Here is a 16,867-nt window from a genome sequence, read left to right on the forward strand (position 1 = left end):
TCAGCTCTCTCTCGACCGCACCGCGTGGGTCAGCGCGGCGGTCAGCAGCAGGGGACTGCGGCCCAGGCCGCAGACGGCGTGCGCGAACGCGTGGGCGGCCAGCTCGTCGGCGCCGGCCACATGGCCGAGCACCCGCCGCCTGCCCAGGCGCAGCACCGGATGGTTCAGGCGGCGGCGCAGCTCGGCGCGGCGCCGGCGGTCGCCCAGCAGCCGGTGGCCCTCCTCGTGGACCAGCGCGGCCCGCCGGGGCGACCCCGGCGGGAACCAGTGCCGCCAGCCGAGGAGTTCGACGGTCTCCTCCGCCAACGCCAGCGTGTCCGTGAAGAGTTCGACGGTCTCCACCGGCCGGGAGCGGTAACGGGCCAGCAGCAGCCGGTCCTCGGCCAGGCCGCCGTCCCGCTCCACGACCACCGCCTCGCCGCGCCAGCCGTCCGCGCCGGCCCCGGGGTGCTCGGCGGCCAGCTCGACGCCGAACTCCCAGGCGGCGTCCGCCCAGCGGCGCAGCTCGCCGGGCTCGCGGCCCGCGTGCAGCGGCACGTTCGCCAGCAGCAGCCGGCCGAACTCGATGTCGTCCATGGCGGCCAACTCGGCGCCCCTGGCACGCAGTTCGTGCCGGGCGCGGCGCCGGTTCGCGGTTGCTCCGGCGCTCACGAGCGGGCCTCCACCACGGCGATCACGGGCTCCTCCGCCGCGCGGGCGCGCAGCTCGCTGCGGGCCAGCGCCAGCAGCGGCTGGGCGTCCAACACCCCCGACAGGTCGGCTATCCGCGCGCCCAGCAGCAGCCGCACCGCCGGCGCCCGCACCCCGCCGTCGCCGTACGCGGTGGTGTCCCGCACCAGCCTGGCCAGCAGCTCGGGCGCCTCGCCCACCGTGGTGGTCGCCACCGTCGCGTCGGCGGCGTGCAGCCGCACCACGCCGTCCGCGTCCACCACCCGCACCGGGTGCGTCGGCCGGCGGAACCTGCGCCGCCTGGTGGTGCCGAACACGGTGTGGCTGGGCGTGCGGCCCAGCACCGCCACCCGTTCCGCCCCGGTCTTCAGGCTCCGGGCGGCCGTCGCCAACCGCTCGTCGTCGTCCACCCGTTGGGCCCGGTCCTGGGTGCGCAGCTCGGTCGCGCCGGTGGCCACCGCCCGCACCGTGTTGGTCTGCGGGTCGACGGTGACCTCCACCTCGACCCCGCCGGGCGCCGCGCCCTGCGCGACGACCGCCTGCTCCGCCTCGGCCCGCACGCCCAGGATCTGCTCCTGCGTGGCGCCCGGGATGATCCGCTCGATCTGCTCCCGCACCAGCGCGAGGGCCACGCCGATCGGGCTGATCACCTCGTTGTGCTCGGCGATCGAGCCGGGCAGCCCCATCGCCCCGGCCAGGTGCGGGGTGACGCTGGCCGCGCCGCCCCCGCCGCCGACCAGCACCACCGCGTCCCGGTCCAGCCGGTAGTCGCGCAGCATCGCGTCGACCACCGACCGCACCTCGCGCACGCCCGCGTCGAGCACCGCCCGCGCCGCGCCCGCCACGTCCGTGCCCAGCGCCTCGGCCAGCGGCGCCAACGCGGCCCGCCCGGTGGCCTGTTCGGCCCGGGCGAAGTCGCCTTCGGGGACGACGCCCAGCGCGTTGGCCGCGCAGGTCATGGTGATCGCGAACCGGCCGCCGGCCGCCTGGAGCACCGCGTGGTCGGCCGGGTCGCCGGCCACCGGCGCCAACGTCACCAGCCGCGCGTCCGCCAGCTCCGCCGGCTCGGCGAAGCAGGCGTAGCGCAGCCCGGCGATGTGCGCGCTGCGCGGCCCCGCCGCCACCACCCTCCCGCCGGCTACCCGCACCATCGAGCCGCCGCCCACGCCCACCGTCCGCACGTCCAGCGCCGGCAGATAGGAGGAGCGGCCCAGGAGCGTGGCGTGCCGCACGGCGACCCGGCCCCGCCGGATCACGCTGATGTCGGTCGAGGTGCCGCCGGTCTCCAGGAAGACGCCCTCGCTGATCCGCTCCCGCATCAGCGCCCCGGCGACGCCGGCCGCCGGGCCGGAGAGCACCGTCAGCAGCGGCCTGCGGCGCATCTCGTCCAGCGACATCACGCCGCCGTCGCAGCGCATCACCATCAGCGGCGCGGTGATGCCGGCCTTGGCGATGCTGCCGTCGACCAGGTCGGCCGTCGCCAACATCCTCGGCAGGATCGCCGCGTTGACCACCGCCGTCCTGGTGCGCTTGCGCAGCCCGTAGAGCGAGGTGATCTCGTGCGCGGCGGTCAGCGGCAGCCCGAACTCGCGGGCCACCGCCACCACCGCCTCCTCACCCGCCGGGTCGTCCACGCTGAACGGCTCGCTGACCACCAACACCCCGACGCCCGTCTCCACCAGGCCGCGCACCGCCGCGCGCACCGCCTCGGCGTCGTGCGGGTCGGGAACGTGGGCGTAGCGCAGCGGGAACGGGTGGTTCTCGGTCAGCGGCAGTTTGGCCAACGCGCTCAGGCGCCTGGTCAGCGCCGCGCCGGGCCCGGTGCCGACGCCGACCAGGCCGACGGGGGAGACGTCGCCCTCCAACAGGGCGTTGGTAGCCTGGGTCGTGCCGTGGGCCAGGAAGGACACCTCGGCCGCGGTGTGGCCGGTCTCGGCCAGCAGCCGGTCGAGGGCGGTCACGATGCCGTGCGCCACCCCGTCCTCGTGGTGGTGGCTGGTGGGCACCTTGACCTGGCCGACGAGCGCGAGCGTCGTGGCGTCGACGGCCACGGCGTCGGTGAAGGTTCCGCCCACGTCGATGCCGACGCGGATCTGGCGGGTGTGCGGATGGGTCGGCCGGTGAGAGGTCATCGTCTGGACACCTCCTCGTGTCTTCGCGTTGTGGTGGTGGGTGGGGACGGCCGGGCGGGGCAGGTGGAGCTACCTCGCCCGGCAGGTCACCCGGCGTTCTCGTTCGGTGGCCCTCGTTCAGTAGCCGCGGACGTCGGGCCAGTGCCGCTGCACCCCCTCGCGGTCCAACCGGCGCAGGAAGTCGGCCAGTTGCTTCTCCTCCGCCCGAACCTGGTGCGGGAGGACGCCCTCCGAGAGACAGTGCGCGGCCAGCGCGCCGGCGGCCTCGCCCACGTTCCACTCCACCGGGTGGAGCCGGTAGCAGCCGTTGGTGACATGGGTGGTGCCGAGGTTCTTGCCGGCCGGCAGCAGGTTGGTGACCCGCCGGGGCAGCAGCGCGCCCAGCGGGATCTCGAACGGGACGGAGGCGATGTCCACGTAGTTGTCGCCGCCGGTCGAGGGGTGCAGGTCGATCCGGTAGGCGCCGACGCCCACCGAGTCCGGGTAACGGGTCCCGCCGTAGGGCCCGACCAGGTCCATCGCCACGTCGTGCTCGGTGACGGTGGTCACCGCCCGGATGCGGCGCGCCTCCCGCACGTACGCCGCCTTGGCCAGGCCGTCGGCGGTGCCCGTCACATCGCCCCTGGGCCGCAGCCCGGGGAAGCCGGTGCCGCCGTCGGCGCGCGGCGCCTCGGTCTGGAGCCAGTACAGCAACGACAGCGACAGCTGCCGCGCGCCGTGCAGCGCCCGCCGCTCGCCCTCCTCGCCGAGGCCGACCAGCGGGGTCTCCCAGTAGTCGTTCAACGGCCAGTTGACCAGCGTGATGTCCGAGTCGAACGCGCCGTCCCTGTGCAGCCGGCGGGCCAGGATGCGGCGGAAGCCCCACAGCTCCTTGTCACCCGCGTCCGCGCTCTGGTCGGCCGAGACGTCCAGCGGGTCCAGCTCCGGGTTGGGCTCGAAGGCGCGCGGCACCGACTCCAGCGTGCGCGGGTCGGGCGCCTGGAACCCCAGCAGCGGCCCCGGCCAGAACGGCGGCCGGTAGTCCCGCCAGAAGGCGTAGTCCGCCGGGCGGTCGATCGTGTGGTCCTCGCCCGCGTGGTGGGAGAGCGCCAGACAGAACGTGATGCCCTGCTGGTTGAGCGGGTCCGCCCGCTCGGGGGCGTGCGGCTCGTCGTGCTCGGCGCGCGCCTCGGCGCCCACCACGTGCTCGACGCCCGCCAGTTCGAGCAGCTCCCCGGTCTCGGTCGCGTCCAGCACATAGGGCGCGGTGACCGTGTGCCGGCCACCGCCGCGCAGGTCGCGCAGCGTCACGGCCCGCACCTCGTCGCCCTCGGTGTGCGCGGCGACGGGCCGGTGCTCGGTCAGCACGGTCAGCCGCCCGGCGGCCCGGTGCGGCGCCAGCGTCGCCTCGATCACGGCCAGCGCCACGCGCGGCTCGGCGCACAGCTTGCTGACCCGGCCAGCGCCCGGGTTGAGGTGCGGCAACTCCCGCGCCTCGGCGCGCAACGGATACCACTGCCGGTAGTACTCCCTGATCCGCTCGCGCAGTTGACGGTAGCTGGCGGTCACGCCGAACTGCTCCACCCACGGGTGCTCGTCCGGCGGCACGGCCTGCGAGGTCAACTGCCCGCCGAGCCAGTCGGTCTCCTCGGTCAGGACGGCGCGGTGACCGGCCCGGCAGACGGCGAGCGCCGCCGCGACCCCGCCCAGCCCGCCGCCGACGATCAGCACGTCGGTGGCGGACTCGACGCCGCCGGGCGGGGCGGGGGCGCCGGCGGGGCTCGTCACGGTCTCAGCGGTATCCATACGGGTTCTCTCTCCTGGTCCTGCTCGGTCCTGCTCGGTGCTGCTCGGCGGTGCGGGAGCCCCCGAAGGGGCGCGGGGAACGGCGCGGGTGACGCGCGGCGGTCCCCGGCCGACCGCGCGGCGGGGGCGGCGGGCGTGGCGGGTCCGGGCGTCGCCCGGCGCCCGGGTCGGGCCGCCGGCGGGCCGCGCCGCGTTCATCGCGGCACCCCGGGCGGCGGGCCGCTGCTGGCGCCCGCCCGGAACGGGCAGCGGGCCAGGGTGGGCCCCGGGCGCTGGCCGGCCAGCAGATCGGTCAGCGCCCGCACGGCCGCCGCGCCCAACTCGGCGCGCGGGATGTCGAAGCCGGTGACCGGGCCGTCCCCCGGCAGGTCCGGCGGCGGCGAGCCGAGCAGCGCCAGCGACACGTCGTCCGGCGCCCGCAGCCCGGCGGCCGTCACGGCCTCGCCCAACGCCCGCCAGGCCGCGCCCGTGTCGGTCTCCTCCGCGACGAACGCCGTGACGCCGGCGGCCCGTTGGGCCCGCACCCACTCCGGGGTCAGCTCCTCGGCCGGCGTCCGCACCCGGACCACGGCGCCTTCCGTGCCCGCCAGGCCCTCGCGGAAGCCGCGCTCGCGGTCGGTGGAGGCGGGCGCGTCGTCGTCCTCGCGGACCAGCACGATCCGGCGGTGGCCGGCCGCGACCAGGTGGCGGACCACCTCCGCGCTGGCCGCGACGTAGTCGGCGCCGACCCAGGCCAGCTCCGCTATCTCGTCCCGGCGGCCCACGTGCACCAGCGGGAAGCCGTCGGCGACCAGCCGCCGCAGCGGCTCGGTCGGCACATGGCGGCCGAAGAGCAGGCAGCCGTCCGCCAGCCGCACCCGCTCCAGCGCGCCGGGCGCCTCCGCGCGCCCCCCGCCGCTGCTGGAGCCGGTGAACAGCACCAGGTCGAAGCCGCGCGCCGCCGCCTCCCGCTCCACGCCGACCAGGAACGGGTAGTAGGAGTGCGCCGGATCGGTCGGGAAGGTGGCGGTGAAGCTGAAGACGCCCAGCAGGTTGTTGCTCGCGGCGGCCAGCCGCCGCGCCGCCGGGTCCGGGACGTAGCCGAGGGTGCGCGCCGCCTCCAACACCCGCTGCCGGGTGGCCTCCTGGATCACGATGCCCTGCTTGTTGCCGCCCAGGACCAGCGAGACCGTCGTCTGCGAGACGCCGGCCAACTGCGCCACCTCGGCCTGACGAGGCCGTCCCCGCCTGATCTTCCCGGCCACCTGATCCCCTCGCTAATGCGTATTAGTTGAGTCGAGTGCGCGACCCACGGTGTGAACTCACGCGGATTGACGAGCACCTTCGTCCCCGTGGTCCGATCCCGTCAAGGGGTGGCGCGCAGATTGCCCTGCGGCGTGACGGGGTGCGTGGGGGCGCTGACGGAATGTGTTCCGCGGCGGGCCTCGTGGGCCGGGCCCGCCCGGGCTCCGGTCCGGGGTGGGAGCGGCCGTCCCACCGGGCCGCACCCATGCCTCTCCGGAAGAAGTCGGATCGCGGAGCGCGGGCCCGGGCGGTGGAGACGGACATCCCGGATCGCCCCGTGGCGTTGGCCATCAACCCCGACCAACCGGCCGACGAAGCACCGGAGTTCGCCTTCGACGCCGCAGCCGCGCGCGGCACCGGGCCCCTCGCCGGACGAACCGGCCCGTGAGCGAGGGGAGTCGCCGACCGCGACGCTCCGGCCCCGGCGGGCCGGCTATCCGGACGTCCTGGTGGACGAGGAGCCGACCCCGGGCCGCCCGTCCACCTCGCCGCGCGAGGCGCGCGATCGGCGCCGCACCGACGGTGGTGGCCGTCACGCACGCCCCACCCACCCGGCCGCCGGTCGCCGCCGCACCACTGCCCGGTCCCGCCGACGGTGGCCCGACACCGCTGCGCCGGCCGCCGGTCAGCCGGCGGCGACCTCCGCCAGGAAGGCGTGCCTGGCGCGCGCCAGCGCGTCCTGCTCCGCCTCCGCGTGCGGATGGTCGAAGTGGCCGGCCGTCAGCACGGCGAGCCCGCGCCGGCCGGCCAGCGCGTTGTACACCGCGAACTGCCCGGGCGGCGGGACGGCCGGGTCGAACAGCGCCGCCCCCACATGGGTGGGAATCCGCAGGTGGGAGGCGGCCGTCGCCGCGTCGAAGTAGCGCAACACCCCGGCGACGGCCGGCCGTTCGCGGTGCAGCCGACGCACCGCCTCGCCGCTGCCGACGCAGGGCAGGGTCAGCCGCAGCGGGTGGTTGCCGAAGCTGGGCACGGTCAGCGCGGCGGCCGCGAACCGCTCGTCCCAGGGCAGCGCGAGCGGGCCGATCCCGCCGCCGAAGCTGGTGCCCAGATAGGTCAGGTGCGCGGCGGCCTCGGGGACCAGCTCCAGCAGCGCGGTGGCCGCGCACCACACGTCGGCGGCACAGTCACCGTGCACATAGGTGTCCCGGGACCCGATCCCGTGCAGCACATGGGCGTCGGACGCCTCCGGGATGTCGGGGAACCGGCTGGCCGTCCCCAGGCCCCGCAGCACCGGCCAGATCGTGGCCGAGCCGGGCGGCGGCAGCGCCGGCTCCGGGCGTTCGCGACCGCCATAGCCGTGGGTGGCGACACAGCCCCGGGTGACCGGCCCGGCGGCCGGCAGGGTGAGCCATCCGCCGATGCGCCGGCCGCCCACCGAGCCGAACTCAACGCGGCGCACGCGGAGTTCGTCCACCACCCGGTCCGGCGGCCCCAGCACCGGCCTGACCGGCACCTCGGCCGCCGCAGCGAAGCGCGCGCGCCAGAACGCGGCGAAGTCGTCGGGCGCCGGCGGCGCGCCCACCGCCAGCAGCTCGGCCGGCCCGTGCCCATATCTCGGGTCGAACGGGAAGTCGTGCGTCAACTGCCCGGCGCGAACGTTCGCTTCGGCGAACTCGGCGAACTCGGCGAACTCTGCGGTGGCCATGGCGGTGCTCCTCGCTCCTCGCTTCGGTTCCCACGATCGTCCCCGGGCCTCGGGCCCCGCGCCCCGGCCCCGGGCGCGGCGCCCGGCAGCAGCCCCGGCCCGCGCCTCCCGGCGCCCGCCCACCCCTCGAAAACTCATCCGTGCGCACTCCCTTGACGCCTCCCGAGGCGCTCCCTATCTTCGCTGCAACCAATCAGCAGTCAACTCGTCCTGGCTGCTGATGCGTTGCTGATACGAACCAGCGAGGGGAATGCCGTGCCAGTGAAACGCCAGCGGCGGGCGCCGACCCAGGCCGATGTGGCGCGCCGCGCCGGGGTGTCCCAGGCGACGGTCTCGGCCGTCGTCAACGACCGGGCCGCCAGCAGCCGCATACCGCCCGAGACGGAGCGGCTCGTGCGGCAGGCCATCAGCGAGCTGGGGTACGCGGCCAACCCGGCCGCCCGCTCCCTGAAGGGCAAGGGCAACCGGCTGCTGGGGGTGCACACCTTCGAGGCCGTCTTCCCGATCAGCAGCCGCGACTTCTACCACGAGTTCCTCATCGGGGTGGAGGAGCAGGCCGTCGCCGAGGGCTACGACCTGGTGCTCTTCACCTCGACCGAGGACCACAACGGCGAGCGCCGCCTCTACCGCGACGGCACCAACCGGCTGAACGTCGCCGACGGCAGCGTGCTGCTCGGCGTCACCCACGACCTCTCCGACCTGGCCCGGCTCAGCAGGGACGGCTACCCGTTCGTCCACATCGGCCGCCGGGCCGTCCCCGGCGCCGACATCGCCTGGGTCAGCGCCGACTACACCGCCGGCACCGGCGACGCCGTCCGGGCCCTGACCGACGCCGGGCACCGCAGGATCTGCTACCTCGGCCTCACCGACCGCACCGAGCCGCTGGTGGACCGGGAGGCCGGCTACCGCGCCGCCTGCGTCGCCGCCGGCCTCCCGCCGCTGCCCGTGCTGATGAACCCGGGCCAGCTCGAACAGGAGTGGTTCGACCTGGTGATCGCCTCCGGCGTCACGGCGTTCGTGACCGAGGAGGAGTCGCTCACCGGCCGGCTCGGGGAGTTCGCCGCACGCCGGGGCCTGCGCGTGCCGGCCGACCTCTCCGTGGTCACCCTCCGCGACACCAGCGGCGGGCCCTACCCGGGGGTGCCCTGGAGCTCCCTCGGCATCCCGCGCAACGAGATCGGCAGGGCCGCCGTGCGGCTGCTGGTCGAGACGCTGGCCGAGCCGGACGCGGCGCGCGAACGGCAGGTCGCCCTGCCCTGCGCGCCCCCGGCGCCCACCACCATCGCGCCGCCGCCCACCGCCCGACGCAAGGGGGACTCGTGACCGAGACCAGCGCCGACCTCGCCGTCATCGGGGGCGGGCTCGGGGGCGTCGCCGCCGCCCTGGCCGCCGCGCGGAGCGGCCTCAGGGTGCTGCTCACCGAGGAGTACGACTGGCTCGGCGGGCAGCTCACCGTGCAGGGCACCCCGCCCGACGAGCACCCGTGGATCGAGCGGTTCGGCGCCACCGCCTCCTACCGCGCCCTGCGCGAGGGCATCAGGGCGTACTACCGCCGCTGGTACCCGCTGACCGCCGAGGCGCGCGCCGACCGCGCGCTCAACCCGGGGCGCGGGCGGGTGAGCGCCCTGTGCGCGGAGCCGAGGGTCGCGCACGACGTGCTGCGCGCCCTCCTCGCGCCCCACCAGGCGTCCGGCCGCCTCGACATCAGGACCGGGCTGGTGCCGTGCGCCGCCACCACCGACGGCGACGCCGTCACCAGCGTCACCCTGCGCTCCGTCCGCGACGGCGAACTCCTCACCGTCACCGCCCCGTTCGTGCTGGACGCGACCGAGACCGGCGAACTGCTGCCGCTGACCGGGACGGAGTTCGTCACCGGCTTCGAGTCGCGGGAGGAGACCGGGGAACCGCACGCCCCCGCCGAGGCCCAGCCGGAGAACATCCAGGCCGCCTCCTGGTGCCTGGCACTGGAACACCGCGCCGGCGAGGACCACACCATCGACAAGCCGGACGACTACGGCTTCTGGCGGGACTACCAACCGCCGTACTGGCCGGGCCCGTTGTTCGGCATGGTGGCGCCCAAGCCCCAGACCCTGGAGCCCGCCAGGCGGCTCCTCGAACCCAACCCCGACCCCGCGGCCCCCGCCCCGCCGGTCGCCGGCGACCTGGACCTGTGGGCCTTCCGCCGGATTCTGGCCAGGGAGAACTTCGCGCCCGGCTTCCTGGAGTCGGACGTCGTCATCGTCAACTGGCCGATGATCGACTACGTCGAGGGGCCGCTGTTCGGCGGCGACCCCGAGACCGACGCCCGCCACCTGGCCGGCGCCCGCGCGATGAGCCGCGCCTTCCTGTACTGGCTCCAGACCGAACTCCCGCGCGCCGACGGCGGAACGGGCCTGCCCGGGCTGCGCACGCGCCCCGACGCGGTGGGCACGGCCGACGGCCTGACCATGGGCCCCTACCACCGCGAGTCCCGCCGCATCCGCGCCGTGCACACCGTCACCGAGCAGGAGGTCTCCCTCGCGGTGCGCGGGGAGCACGGCGCCGTGACCCACCACGACGCGGTCGGCGTCGGCTCCTACCGGATCGACCTGCACCCCTCCACCGGAGGGGACAACTACATCGACATCGGCTCCTGCCCCTTCCAGATCCCGCTGGGCGCGCTGCTGCCGCGACGGACGGTCAACCTGCTGCCCGCCGCCAAGAACATCGGCACCACCCACATCACCAACGGCTGCTACCGGCTGCATCCCGTCGAGTGGAACATCGGCGAGGCCGCGGCGCTGCTGGCCGTCCACTGCCTGCGCGAGCGGGCCACCCCGCACCAGGTCCACGCCGACGAGCGGCACCTCGCGACCTACCGCGCCCTGCTGACCGACCACGGCGTCGAGCTGTCCTGGCCCCGGGTCCACGGGTACTGAGCAGAGCCGTCCCACCACGGAGGACGAACCAAATGAACGCGACGACGCGTACCAACCGCCCCATCGACCGCAGAAGAATCCTCGCCGCCGGGGGCGCCCTGGCCCTGGGCGCCGGCACCCTGACCGCGCTCGGCGGGTGCAGCCTCTCGCCCGAGGGCGGCGACTCGGGCGGCGGCGGGGACGCCGAGGGCGAGGCCCCGGAGCTGCGCGACCTGGTCGAGGAGGGCCAACTCCCGCCGCTGGCCGAGCGGTTGCCGACCAACCCGCTGGTTGTCACGCCGGTGGAGGAGGTCGGCAGGTACGGCGGCACCTGGCGCAACGCGCTGATCGGCGCCGGCGACACCTTCCGCCTCCAGTACACCGTGGGCTACGAGAACCTGGTCCGCTGGAACCTGGACTGGACGGCGGCCGAGCCCAACGTCGCCGAGTCAGTGACCGTCAACGACGACGCCACCCGCTTCACCTTCCGGCTGCGGGAGGGCATGAGGTGGTCGGACGGCGAGCCCTTCACGGTGGACGACGTGCTGTTCGCCTTCCGGGACATCGCCATGAACCCGGACATCGTCCCGGACACCCCGGGCCACCTGTCGGTGGACGGCGAGCCGGCCCGGCTGGAGCGGATCGACGACCACACCGTGGAGTTCGTCTTCCCCGCGCCCCGCGCGCTCTTCCTCGAACAACTCGCCAGCGGGCCGAGCGACATGCTGACCCGGCTGCCCCGCCACTACCTCGCCCGCTTCCACCCCGACCACGCCGAGGACGCCGACGCGGCCGCCCGCGAGCTGGACTACTCGGGCGCGGTCGAGCTGCTCCAGGACGCCATGTACGCCGGCGCCCTGTGGACCAACCCGGCGCTGCCGAGGCTGCACGCCTGGCTGCCGAAGGACGCGGTCGGCGACGGCACCCGGATGCGCTTCACCCGCAACCCCTACTACTGGAAGGTCGACCCGGAGGGGAACCAGCTGCCCTATCTGGACGGCATCGACTTCTCCATCGTGCAGGACGCGGAGGTGCTGCTGCTCAACGTCCTCCAGGGCGAGATCGACATGTTGGACCGGCACGTCACCACCACCCGCAACAAGCCGGTGCTGGCCGCCGAGCGGGAGGCCGGCGGCTACCGCTTCTTCGACCTGGTGCCCGACAAGTTGAACACCCTGACCATCATGTTCAACCTGACGTGCCAGGACGAGGCGCGGCGGGAGGTCTTCAACAGCCGTGACTTCCGCGTCGGGCTCTCGCACGCGATCAACCGGCAGGAGCTGATCAACACCCTGCACGCCCGACAGGGCGAGCCCTGGCAGGTCGCGCCGGCCAGGGAGTCGGAGCTGTTCGACGAGGAGATGGCCAAGCAGTACACCGAGTACGACCTCGACCTGGCCAACGAGTTCCTGGACCGCACCGGCTGGACGGAGCGGAACGACGACGGGATACGCCTGGGCCCGGACGGTGAGCCGATCTCCTTCCGGGTCCTGGTGGGCACGGGCGCCGGCAAGCCGGAGCTGGCCGACGCGCTGGAGCTGATCCGCCCCGACTGGCGCGCGGTGGGCGTCGACATGCGGGTGCAGAACGAGGACGAGACGCTGCGCGTCCAGCTGATCCAGGCCAACGAGCACCACGCGCTGGTCTGGGACGGCGACGGCGGCCTGGACACCGTCAACACCCCGAACTTCTTCATGCCGGAGTGGGGCGACAACTCGGCGTTCTGCCCCGACTGGTACACCTGGCTGGCCACCGGCGGCGCCGAGGGGCTGGAACCGCCCGAGGCGGCCAGGGAGCAGTACCGGATCTACCACGAGGAGATCGCCGCCGAGCCGGACCGCGACCGGCGGACCGAGCTGATGCGGGAGATCCTCGCCATCGCCAAGCGGGAGTTCTGGACGATCGGCGTCTCCACCGCGCTGCCCGGCTACGGCATCGTCGGCGAGAACTTCCGCAACATGGTCCAGGAGACCTTCTTCGCCGGGAAGTTCCCCTACCCCGGGGTGACCGGTCCCGAGCAGTACTACCTAGAGTCCTGAGCGCGGACGGAACGGGACGGTCCGCAGGTGCTGAGCTATGTGGCACGCCGGTGTCTCTACATGATCCCGACCCTCTTCGGGATATCGGTGGTGGCCTTCGCCATCATCCAACTTCCCCCGGGCGACTTCCTGACCACGCTGGTGGCCCGGATGGAGAACCAGGGCGAGCGGATGGACGCGGCCCAGCTGGGCGCCCTCCGCGAGCGCTACGGCCTGGGCGACCCGATCGTCGAGCAGTACCTGAGGTGGATGGGGAACATCCTCCTGCACGGCGACTTCGGCCAGTCCTTCGAGTACAGCAAGACGGTCTCCTCCCTGGTGCAGGACCGGCTGCCGATGACGGTCCTGCTGGCCGTGACCACCCTGCTGCTGGGCTGGGTCATCGCGTTCCCGGTCGGCCTGTACTCGGCGGTCCGCCAGTACTCGCCCGGGGACTACCTGGCCACCACGGTCGGCTTCCTCGGCCTGGCGATCCCCAACTTCATGATCGCGCTGATCCTGATGTACCTGGGCTACAGCGTCTTCGGGATGAGCGTCGGCGGGCTGTTCTCGCCCGAGTTCGAGGACGCCGCCTGGAACCTCGGCAAGTTGCTGGACCTGCTCGCCCATCTGTGGGTGCCGGTCCTCGTCCTCGGCACCGCCGGCACCGCCGGGCTGATCCGCATCCTGCGCGCCAACCTGCTGGACGAGCTGCGCAAGCCCTATGTGGTGGCCGCCCGCGCCCGGGGCATGGGCGAGCGCCGGCTGGTCTGGCGCTATCCGCTGCGGGTGGCGCTCAACCCCTTCGTCTCCACGGTGGGTTGGGTGCTCCCGGGACTGGTCTCCGGCGAGGTCATCGTCTCCCAGGTGCTCTCGCTGCCCACCACCGGGCCGCTGCTGCTGGGCGCGCTGCGCAGCCAGGACATGTACCTGGCCAGCTCGATCATCCTCATCGTCAGCGTGCTGACCGTCGTCGGCACGCTGCTCTCCGACATCCTGCTCGCCTGGCTCGACCCCCGGGTCCGGCTCGGACAGCGGTAGGGGGCCCGCCATGCCTGCCGAACTCCCCGACCCCACCATCGACCTGTCGACCTCCCGGCCGGCGGAGGGGCCCGCGCCCTCGCCCGAACCGGCACCCTCGCCCGAACCGCCCGCCGAGCGGCGGTACACCGCCTCCCAGTGGCGGCTGGTCTGGTGGCGCTTCCGAAGCCACAAGCTGGCCATGGCCGGCGCCGCCGTGGTCCTCCTCCTCTACCTGGTGGCGCTCTTCGCCGACTTCCTCGCGCCCTACGGCACCGAGCGCTTCGACGGCGACCACACCTACGCGCCCCCGCAGACCCTCCAACTCGACGGGGACGGCCTCCACGTCCACGGCTACACCGCCACCGTCGACGCCGACACCTACGAGCAGACCTACACCGAGGACCCCGAACAGCGGGTCTCCGTCGGGTTCTTCGTCAGGGGCGAGGAGTACCGCCTGCTCGGCCTCATCCCCTTCGACCGCCACCTGATCGGCCCCACCGACCCGGACGCCACCGTCTACCTGCTGGGCGGCGACCGCACCGGGCACGACCTGCTCTCCCTGCTGATCCACGGCACCCGGGTCTCCATGACCATCGGGCTGGTCGGCGTCGCCCTGGCCTTCGCCCTCGGCGTGGTCGTCGGCGGGATCTCCGGCTATGTCGGCGGCACGACGGACACCCTGCTCCAGCGGCTCGTCGAGTTCTTCATGTCCATCCCGACCCTGCCGCTCTGGCTGGGCCTGGCCGCCGCCCTGCCCTATGAATGGGGGCCGATCCAGCGGTACTTCGCGATCACCGTCATCCTCGCCATCATCGGCTGGACCGACCTGGCCCGGGTGGTGCGGGGACGCTTCCTCTCCCTGCGCGGCGAGGACTTCGTCACCTCGGCCCGGCTGGACGGCTGCCGGCCACCCCGGGTGATCTTCCGGCACATGCTGCCCTCGTTCTCCAGCCACCTCATCGCCTCGCTGTCGCTGTCCATCCCCGGGATGATCCTGGCCGAGACCTCGCTGAGCTTCCTCGGCCTCGGCCTCCAGTCGCCCGTCGTCAGCTGGGGCGTCCTCCTCCAGGACGCGCAGAACGTCCGCGTCCTCACCAGCGCCCCCTGGCTGCTGGTTCCCGGCCTCGCGGTCGTCGTCGCCGTCCTCGCCCTGAACTTCGCGGGCGACGGGCTGCGGGACGCCGCCGACCCCTACCGGAAGTGAGCCACAGGTGACGACCCCGACCACCCCGGCGCGGACCGACCGGGTCCCGCACGCGCAGACGCCGTTGCTCCGGATCGACGGCCTGAAGACCCACTTCCACACCCGCGAGGGCACCGTGCGCGCCGTCGACGGCGTCAGCTTCGCCGTGCCGCGCCGCCGGATCGTCTGCGTGGTCGGCGAGTCCGGCTGCGGCAAGAGCATGACCGCGCGCTCCGTGCTCGGCCTGGTCGACGAGCCGGGCGAGGTCGTCGCCGGCACCGTCAGCTGGCACCCGGAGAGCCGCGAACTTCCCGTCGACCTCGCCGCGTTGGACCCACGCGGCGCCGAACTGCGCGCCGTGCGGGGCGGCGAGATCGCGATGGTCTTCCAGGAGCCGATGGCCGCGCTCTCCCCGATGTACACCATCGGCGACCAGCTGGTCGAGGCCATCCAGCTGCACCTGCCGCTGAGCCGGGCCGAGGCCGGGGAGCGCGCCGTCTCGCTGCTGCGCCGGGTCGGCATCCCGCGCCCCGAACAGCGCGTGGACGCCTACTCGTTCCAACTCTCCGGCGGAATGTGCCAACGCGCCATGATCGCCATCGCGCTGGCCTGCGACCCCGCGCTGCTGATCGCCGACGAGCCGACCACCGCGCTGGACGTCACCACCCAGGCGCGGATCGTCGACCTGCTGCGCGAACTCCAGGCGGAGACCGGGATGTCGGTGCTGTTCATCACCCACGACCTGGGCGTCGTCGCCGAGATCGCCGACGAGGTGGTGGTGATGTACCTGGGCCGCGTCGTCGAACAGGGGCCGGTGGACGCGATCTTCCACGACCCGCAACACCCGTACACCCGGGCCCTGTTGGGCTCGGTGCCGCGCATGGGCGCCGGCAACCGGCAGCGGCTGGCCACCATCCCCGGCAACGTCCCGCACCCCTCGGAGCGGCCCGCCGGCTGCCCGTTCCACCCGCGCTGCGCGCACGCGGTCGCGGGGGTCTGCGACCGGGAGGAGCCGCCGGAGACCAGCACCGCGCCGGGCCGCCGGGTGCGCTGTGTGCTGCACACCCCGCCGACCGAAGGAGCCCCGGCATGAGCGCGTCCCCCCTGGACGAACGGCGGGCCGACGGCGGCGCGCCGCTGTTGGACATCAGGGGCGTGGCCGTCCACTTCCCCGTCAGACGTGGGCTGTTGGGCCGGACGGTCGGCCGGGTGCGGGCCGTCGACGGCGTCGACCTGGCGGTCCGTTCGGGCGAGACCCTCGGCCTGGTGGGGGAGTCCGGCTGCGGCAAGACCACCCTGGGGCGCGCCGTCGCCCGGGTGCTCGCGCCCACCGCCGGCGCCGTCCACTACCGGCGGGCCGACGGCGCGACGGTGGACGTCGCCACCCTCTCGGGGCGCGCGCTGCGCGGCTTCCAGCGCGAGGTGCGGGTCGTCTTCCAGGACCCGTTCTCCTCGCTCAACCCGAGGATGACGCTGCTCCAGATCATCGGCGACCCGCTGCGCTCGCACGGCATCGCCACCGGCTCCGAACTGGAGGACCGCGTCGCCGAGATGCTCACCCGGGTCGGCCTCTCGCCGCGCTACCTGCACCGCTACCCGCACGCCTTCTCCGGCGGCGAGCGGCAGCGCGTCAACATCGCCCGCGCGCTGGTCGTCCGCCCCCGGCTGGTCGTCGCCGACGAGCCGGTCTCCGCGCTGGACGTCTCCGTCCGCGCCCAGATCCTCAACCTGCTGCGCGACCTCCAGGAGGAGTTCGGCCTCACCTATCTGTTCGTCTCCCACGACCTGTCGGTGGTGGAGAGCGTCTGCGACCGGGTCGCCGTGATGTACCTGGGGAAGATCGCCGAGGTCGCCGACACCGCCGAGCTGTACGCCCGACCCCGCCACCCCTACACCGAGGCCCTGCTGTCCGCCGTGCCGCGCCCCGACCCCCGGCTGCGCGACACCGGCCGCCGGGTCCGGCTCGCCGACGACCTGCCCGACCCGGCCCACCCGCCGCGCGGCTGCTCGTTCCACACCCGTTGCCCGCACGCGCTGCCCGGCGTCTGCGACGTCGCGGGCCGCCCGCCGCTGCTCGGCCCGCCGGCCCGCGAGGAGGACGGGCGGCGGTCCGTCGCCTGCCACCGCGCGAGCGAACTCGACCTCGCCGGACTGGATCTGACCGAACACCCCTGATCCGGCGCCCGTTCCCGACCGGAAGGAGGCCCCACGCGCGACCGCGCACGCGG

The 16,867-nt window shown here is 74.3% G+C and carries 12 protein-coding genes; 7 read left to right on the forward strand and 5 right to left on the reverse strand.

Features of this window, described 5'->3' with window-relative positions:
* From FH609_RS15660 to FH609_RS15680, 5 genes are all read right to left on the reverse strand, one after another.
* Window positions 1–576: a hypothetical protein gene (locus tag FH609_RS15660; protein ID WP_139668087.1), complete on the reverse strand. Its 576-nt coding sequence runs from the start codon at window positions 574–576 to the stop codon at window positions 1–3.
* Between the two features lie 71 nt (window positions 577–647).
* Window positions 648–2,801: a hydantoinase/oxoprolinase family protein gene (locus FH609_RS15665; protein WP_139667910.1), complete on the reverse strand. Its 2,154-nt coding sequence runs from the start codon at window positions 2,799–2,801 to the stop codon at window positions 648–650.
* A 117-nt stretch (window positions 2,802–2,918) separates the two neighbouring features.
* Complete coding sequence (locus tag FH609_RS15670; RefSeq protein WP_139667912.1) at window positions 2,919–4,586, reverse strand: FAD-dependent oxidoreductase; 1,668 nt, start codon at window positions 4,584–4,586, stop codon at window positions 2,919–2,921.
* A gap of 194 nt (window positions 4,587–4,780) precedes the next feature.
* On the reverse strand, window positions 4,781–5,788 hold the full coding sequence (locus FH609_RS15675) for a LacI family DNA-binding transcriptional regulator (protein ID WP_139668089.1): 1,008 nt from the start codon (window positions 5,786–5,788) through the stop codon (window positions 4,781–4,783).
* Between the two features lie 707 nt (window positions 5,789–6,495).
* Complete coding sequence (locus FH609_RS15680) at window positions 6,496–7,518, reverse strand: acetylxylan esterase (protein ID WP_139667914.1); 1,023 nt, start codon at window positions 7,516–7,518, stop codon at window positions 6,496–6,498.
* Window positions 7,519–7,773: 255 nt separating this feature from the next.
* Between FH609_RS15680 and FH609_RS15685 the strand changes: the two genes are divergently transcribed.
* The 7 genes from FH609_RS15685 to FH609_RS15715 are packed head-to-tail and all read left to right on the forward strand — an operon-like array spanning window position 7,774 to window position 16,814.
* On the forward strand, window positions 7,774–8,841 hold the full coding sequence (locus tag FH609_RS15685; protein WP_139667916.1) for a LacI family DNA-binding transcriptional regulator: 1,068 nt from the start codon (window positions 7,774–7,776) through the stop codon (window positions 8,839–8,841).
* Entirely contained in the window at window positions 8,838–10,436 is a 1,599-nt protein-coding gene (locus FH609_RS15690) for an FAD-dependent oxidoreductase (RefSeq protein ID WP_139667918.1), read from the forward strand. Before FH609_RS15685 ends, FH609_RS15690 begins: the two co-directional genes overlap by 4 nt.
* Window positions 10,437–10,468: 32 nt before the next feature.
* Window positions 10,469–12,454: an ABC transporter substrate-binding protein gene (locus FH609_RS15695; protein WP_139667920.1), complete on the forward strand. Its 1,986-nt coding sequence runs from the start codon at window positions 10,469–10,471 to the stop codon at window positions 12,452–12,454.
* Window positions 12,455–12,493: 39 nt separating this feature from the next.
* On the forward strand, window positions 12,494–13,474 hold the full coding sequence (locus FH609_RS15700) for an ABC transporter permease (protein WP_226961710.1): 981 nt from the start codon (window positions 12,494–12,496) through the stop codon (window positions 13,472–13,474).
* 10 nt (window positions 13,475–13,484) lie between these two features.
* Entirely contained in the window at window positions 13,485–14,660 is a 1,176-nt protein-coding gene (locus tag FH609_RS15705) for an ABC transporter permease (RefSeq protein ID WP_139667924.1), read from the forward strand.
* A 7-nt stretch (window positions 14,661–14,667) separates the two neighbouring features.
* On the forward strand, window positions 14,668–15,732 hold the full coding sequence (locus FH609_RS15710) for an ABC transporter ATP-binding protein (protein ID WP_139667926.1): 1,065 nt from the start codon (window positions 14,668–14,670) through the stop codon (window positions 15,730–15,732).
* Window positions 15,729–16,814 carry an ABC transporter ATP-binding protein gene (locus tag FH609_RS15715; protein WP_139667928.1) on the forward strand — a complete coding sequence of 362 codons (1,086 nt, stop codon included), beginning with the start codon at window positions 15,729–15,731 and terminating at the stop codon, window positions 16,812–16,814. The genes FH609_RS15710 and FH609_RS15715 overlap by 4 nt, the downstream gene beginning before the upstream one ends.
* Window positions 16,815–16,867: the final 53 nt, after the last annotated feature.

The sequence above is a fragment of the Streptomyces sp. 3MP-14 genome (assembly GCF_006334905.2).
GTDB lineage: Bacteria > Actinomycetota > Actinomycetes > Streptomycetales > Streptomycetaceae > Streptomyces > Streptomyces triticirhizae.

Excerpts from the sequence above, each read along its gene's own strand:
- FH609_RS15670 (WP_139667912.1), bottom strand. The coding sequence starts at position 4,586 with ATGGATACCGCTGAGACCGTGACGAGCCCCGCCGGCGCCCCCGCCCCG.
- FH609_RS15665 (WP_139667910.1), bottom strand. The coding sequence starts at position 2,801 with ATGACCTCTCACCGGCCGACCCATCCGCACACCCGCCAGATCCGCGTC.
- FH609_RS15680 (WP_139667914.1), bottom strand. The coding sequence starts at position 7,518 with ATGGCCACCGCAGAGTTCGCCGAGTTCGCCGAGTTCGCCGAAGCGAAC.
- FH609_RS15715 (WP_139667928.1), top strand. The coding sequence starts at position 15,729 with ATGAGCGCGTCCCCCCTGGACGAACGGCGGGCCGACGGCGGCGCGCCG.
- FH609_RS15705 (WP_139667924.1), top strand. The coding sequence starts at position 13,485 with ATGCCTGCCGAACTCCCCGACCCCACCATCGACCTGTCGACCTCCCGG.
- FH609_RS15660 (WP_139668087.1), bottom strand. The coding sequence starts at position 576 with ATGGACGACATCGAGTTCGGCCGGCTGCTGCTGGCGAACGTGCCGCTG.
- FH609_RS15695 (WP_139667920.1), top strand. The coding sequence starts at position 10,469 with ATGAACGCGACGACGCGTACCAACCGCCCCATCGACCGCAGAAGAATC.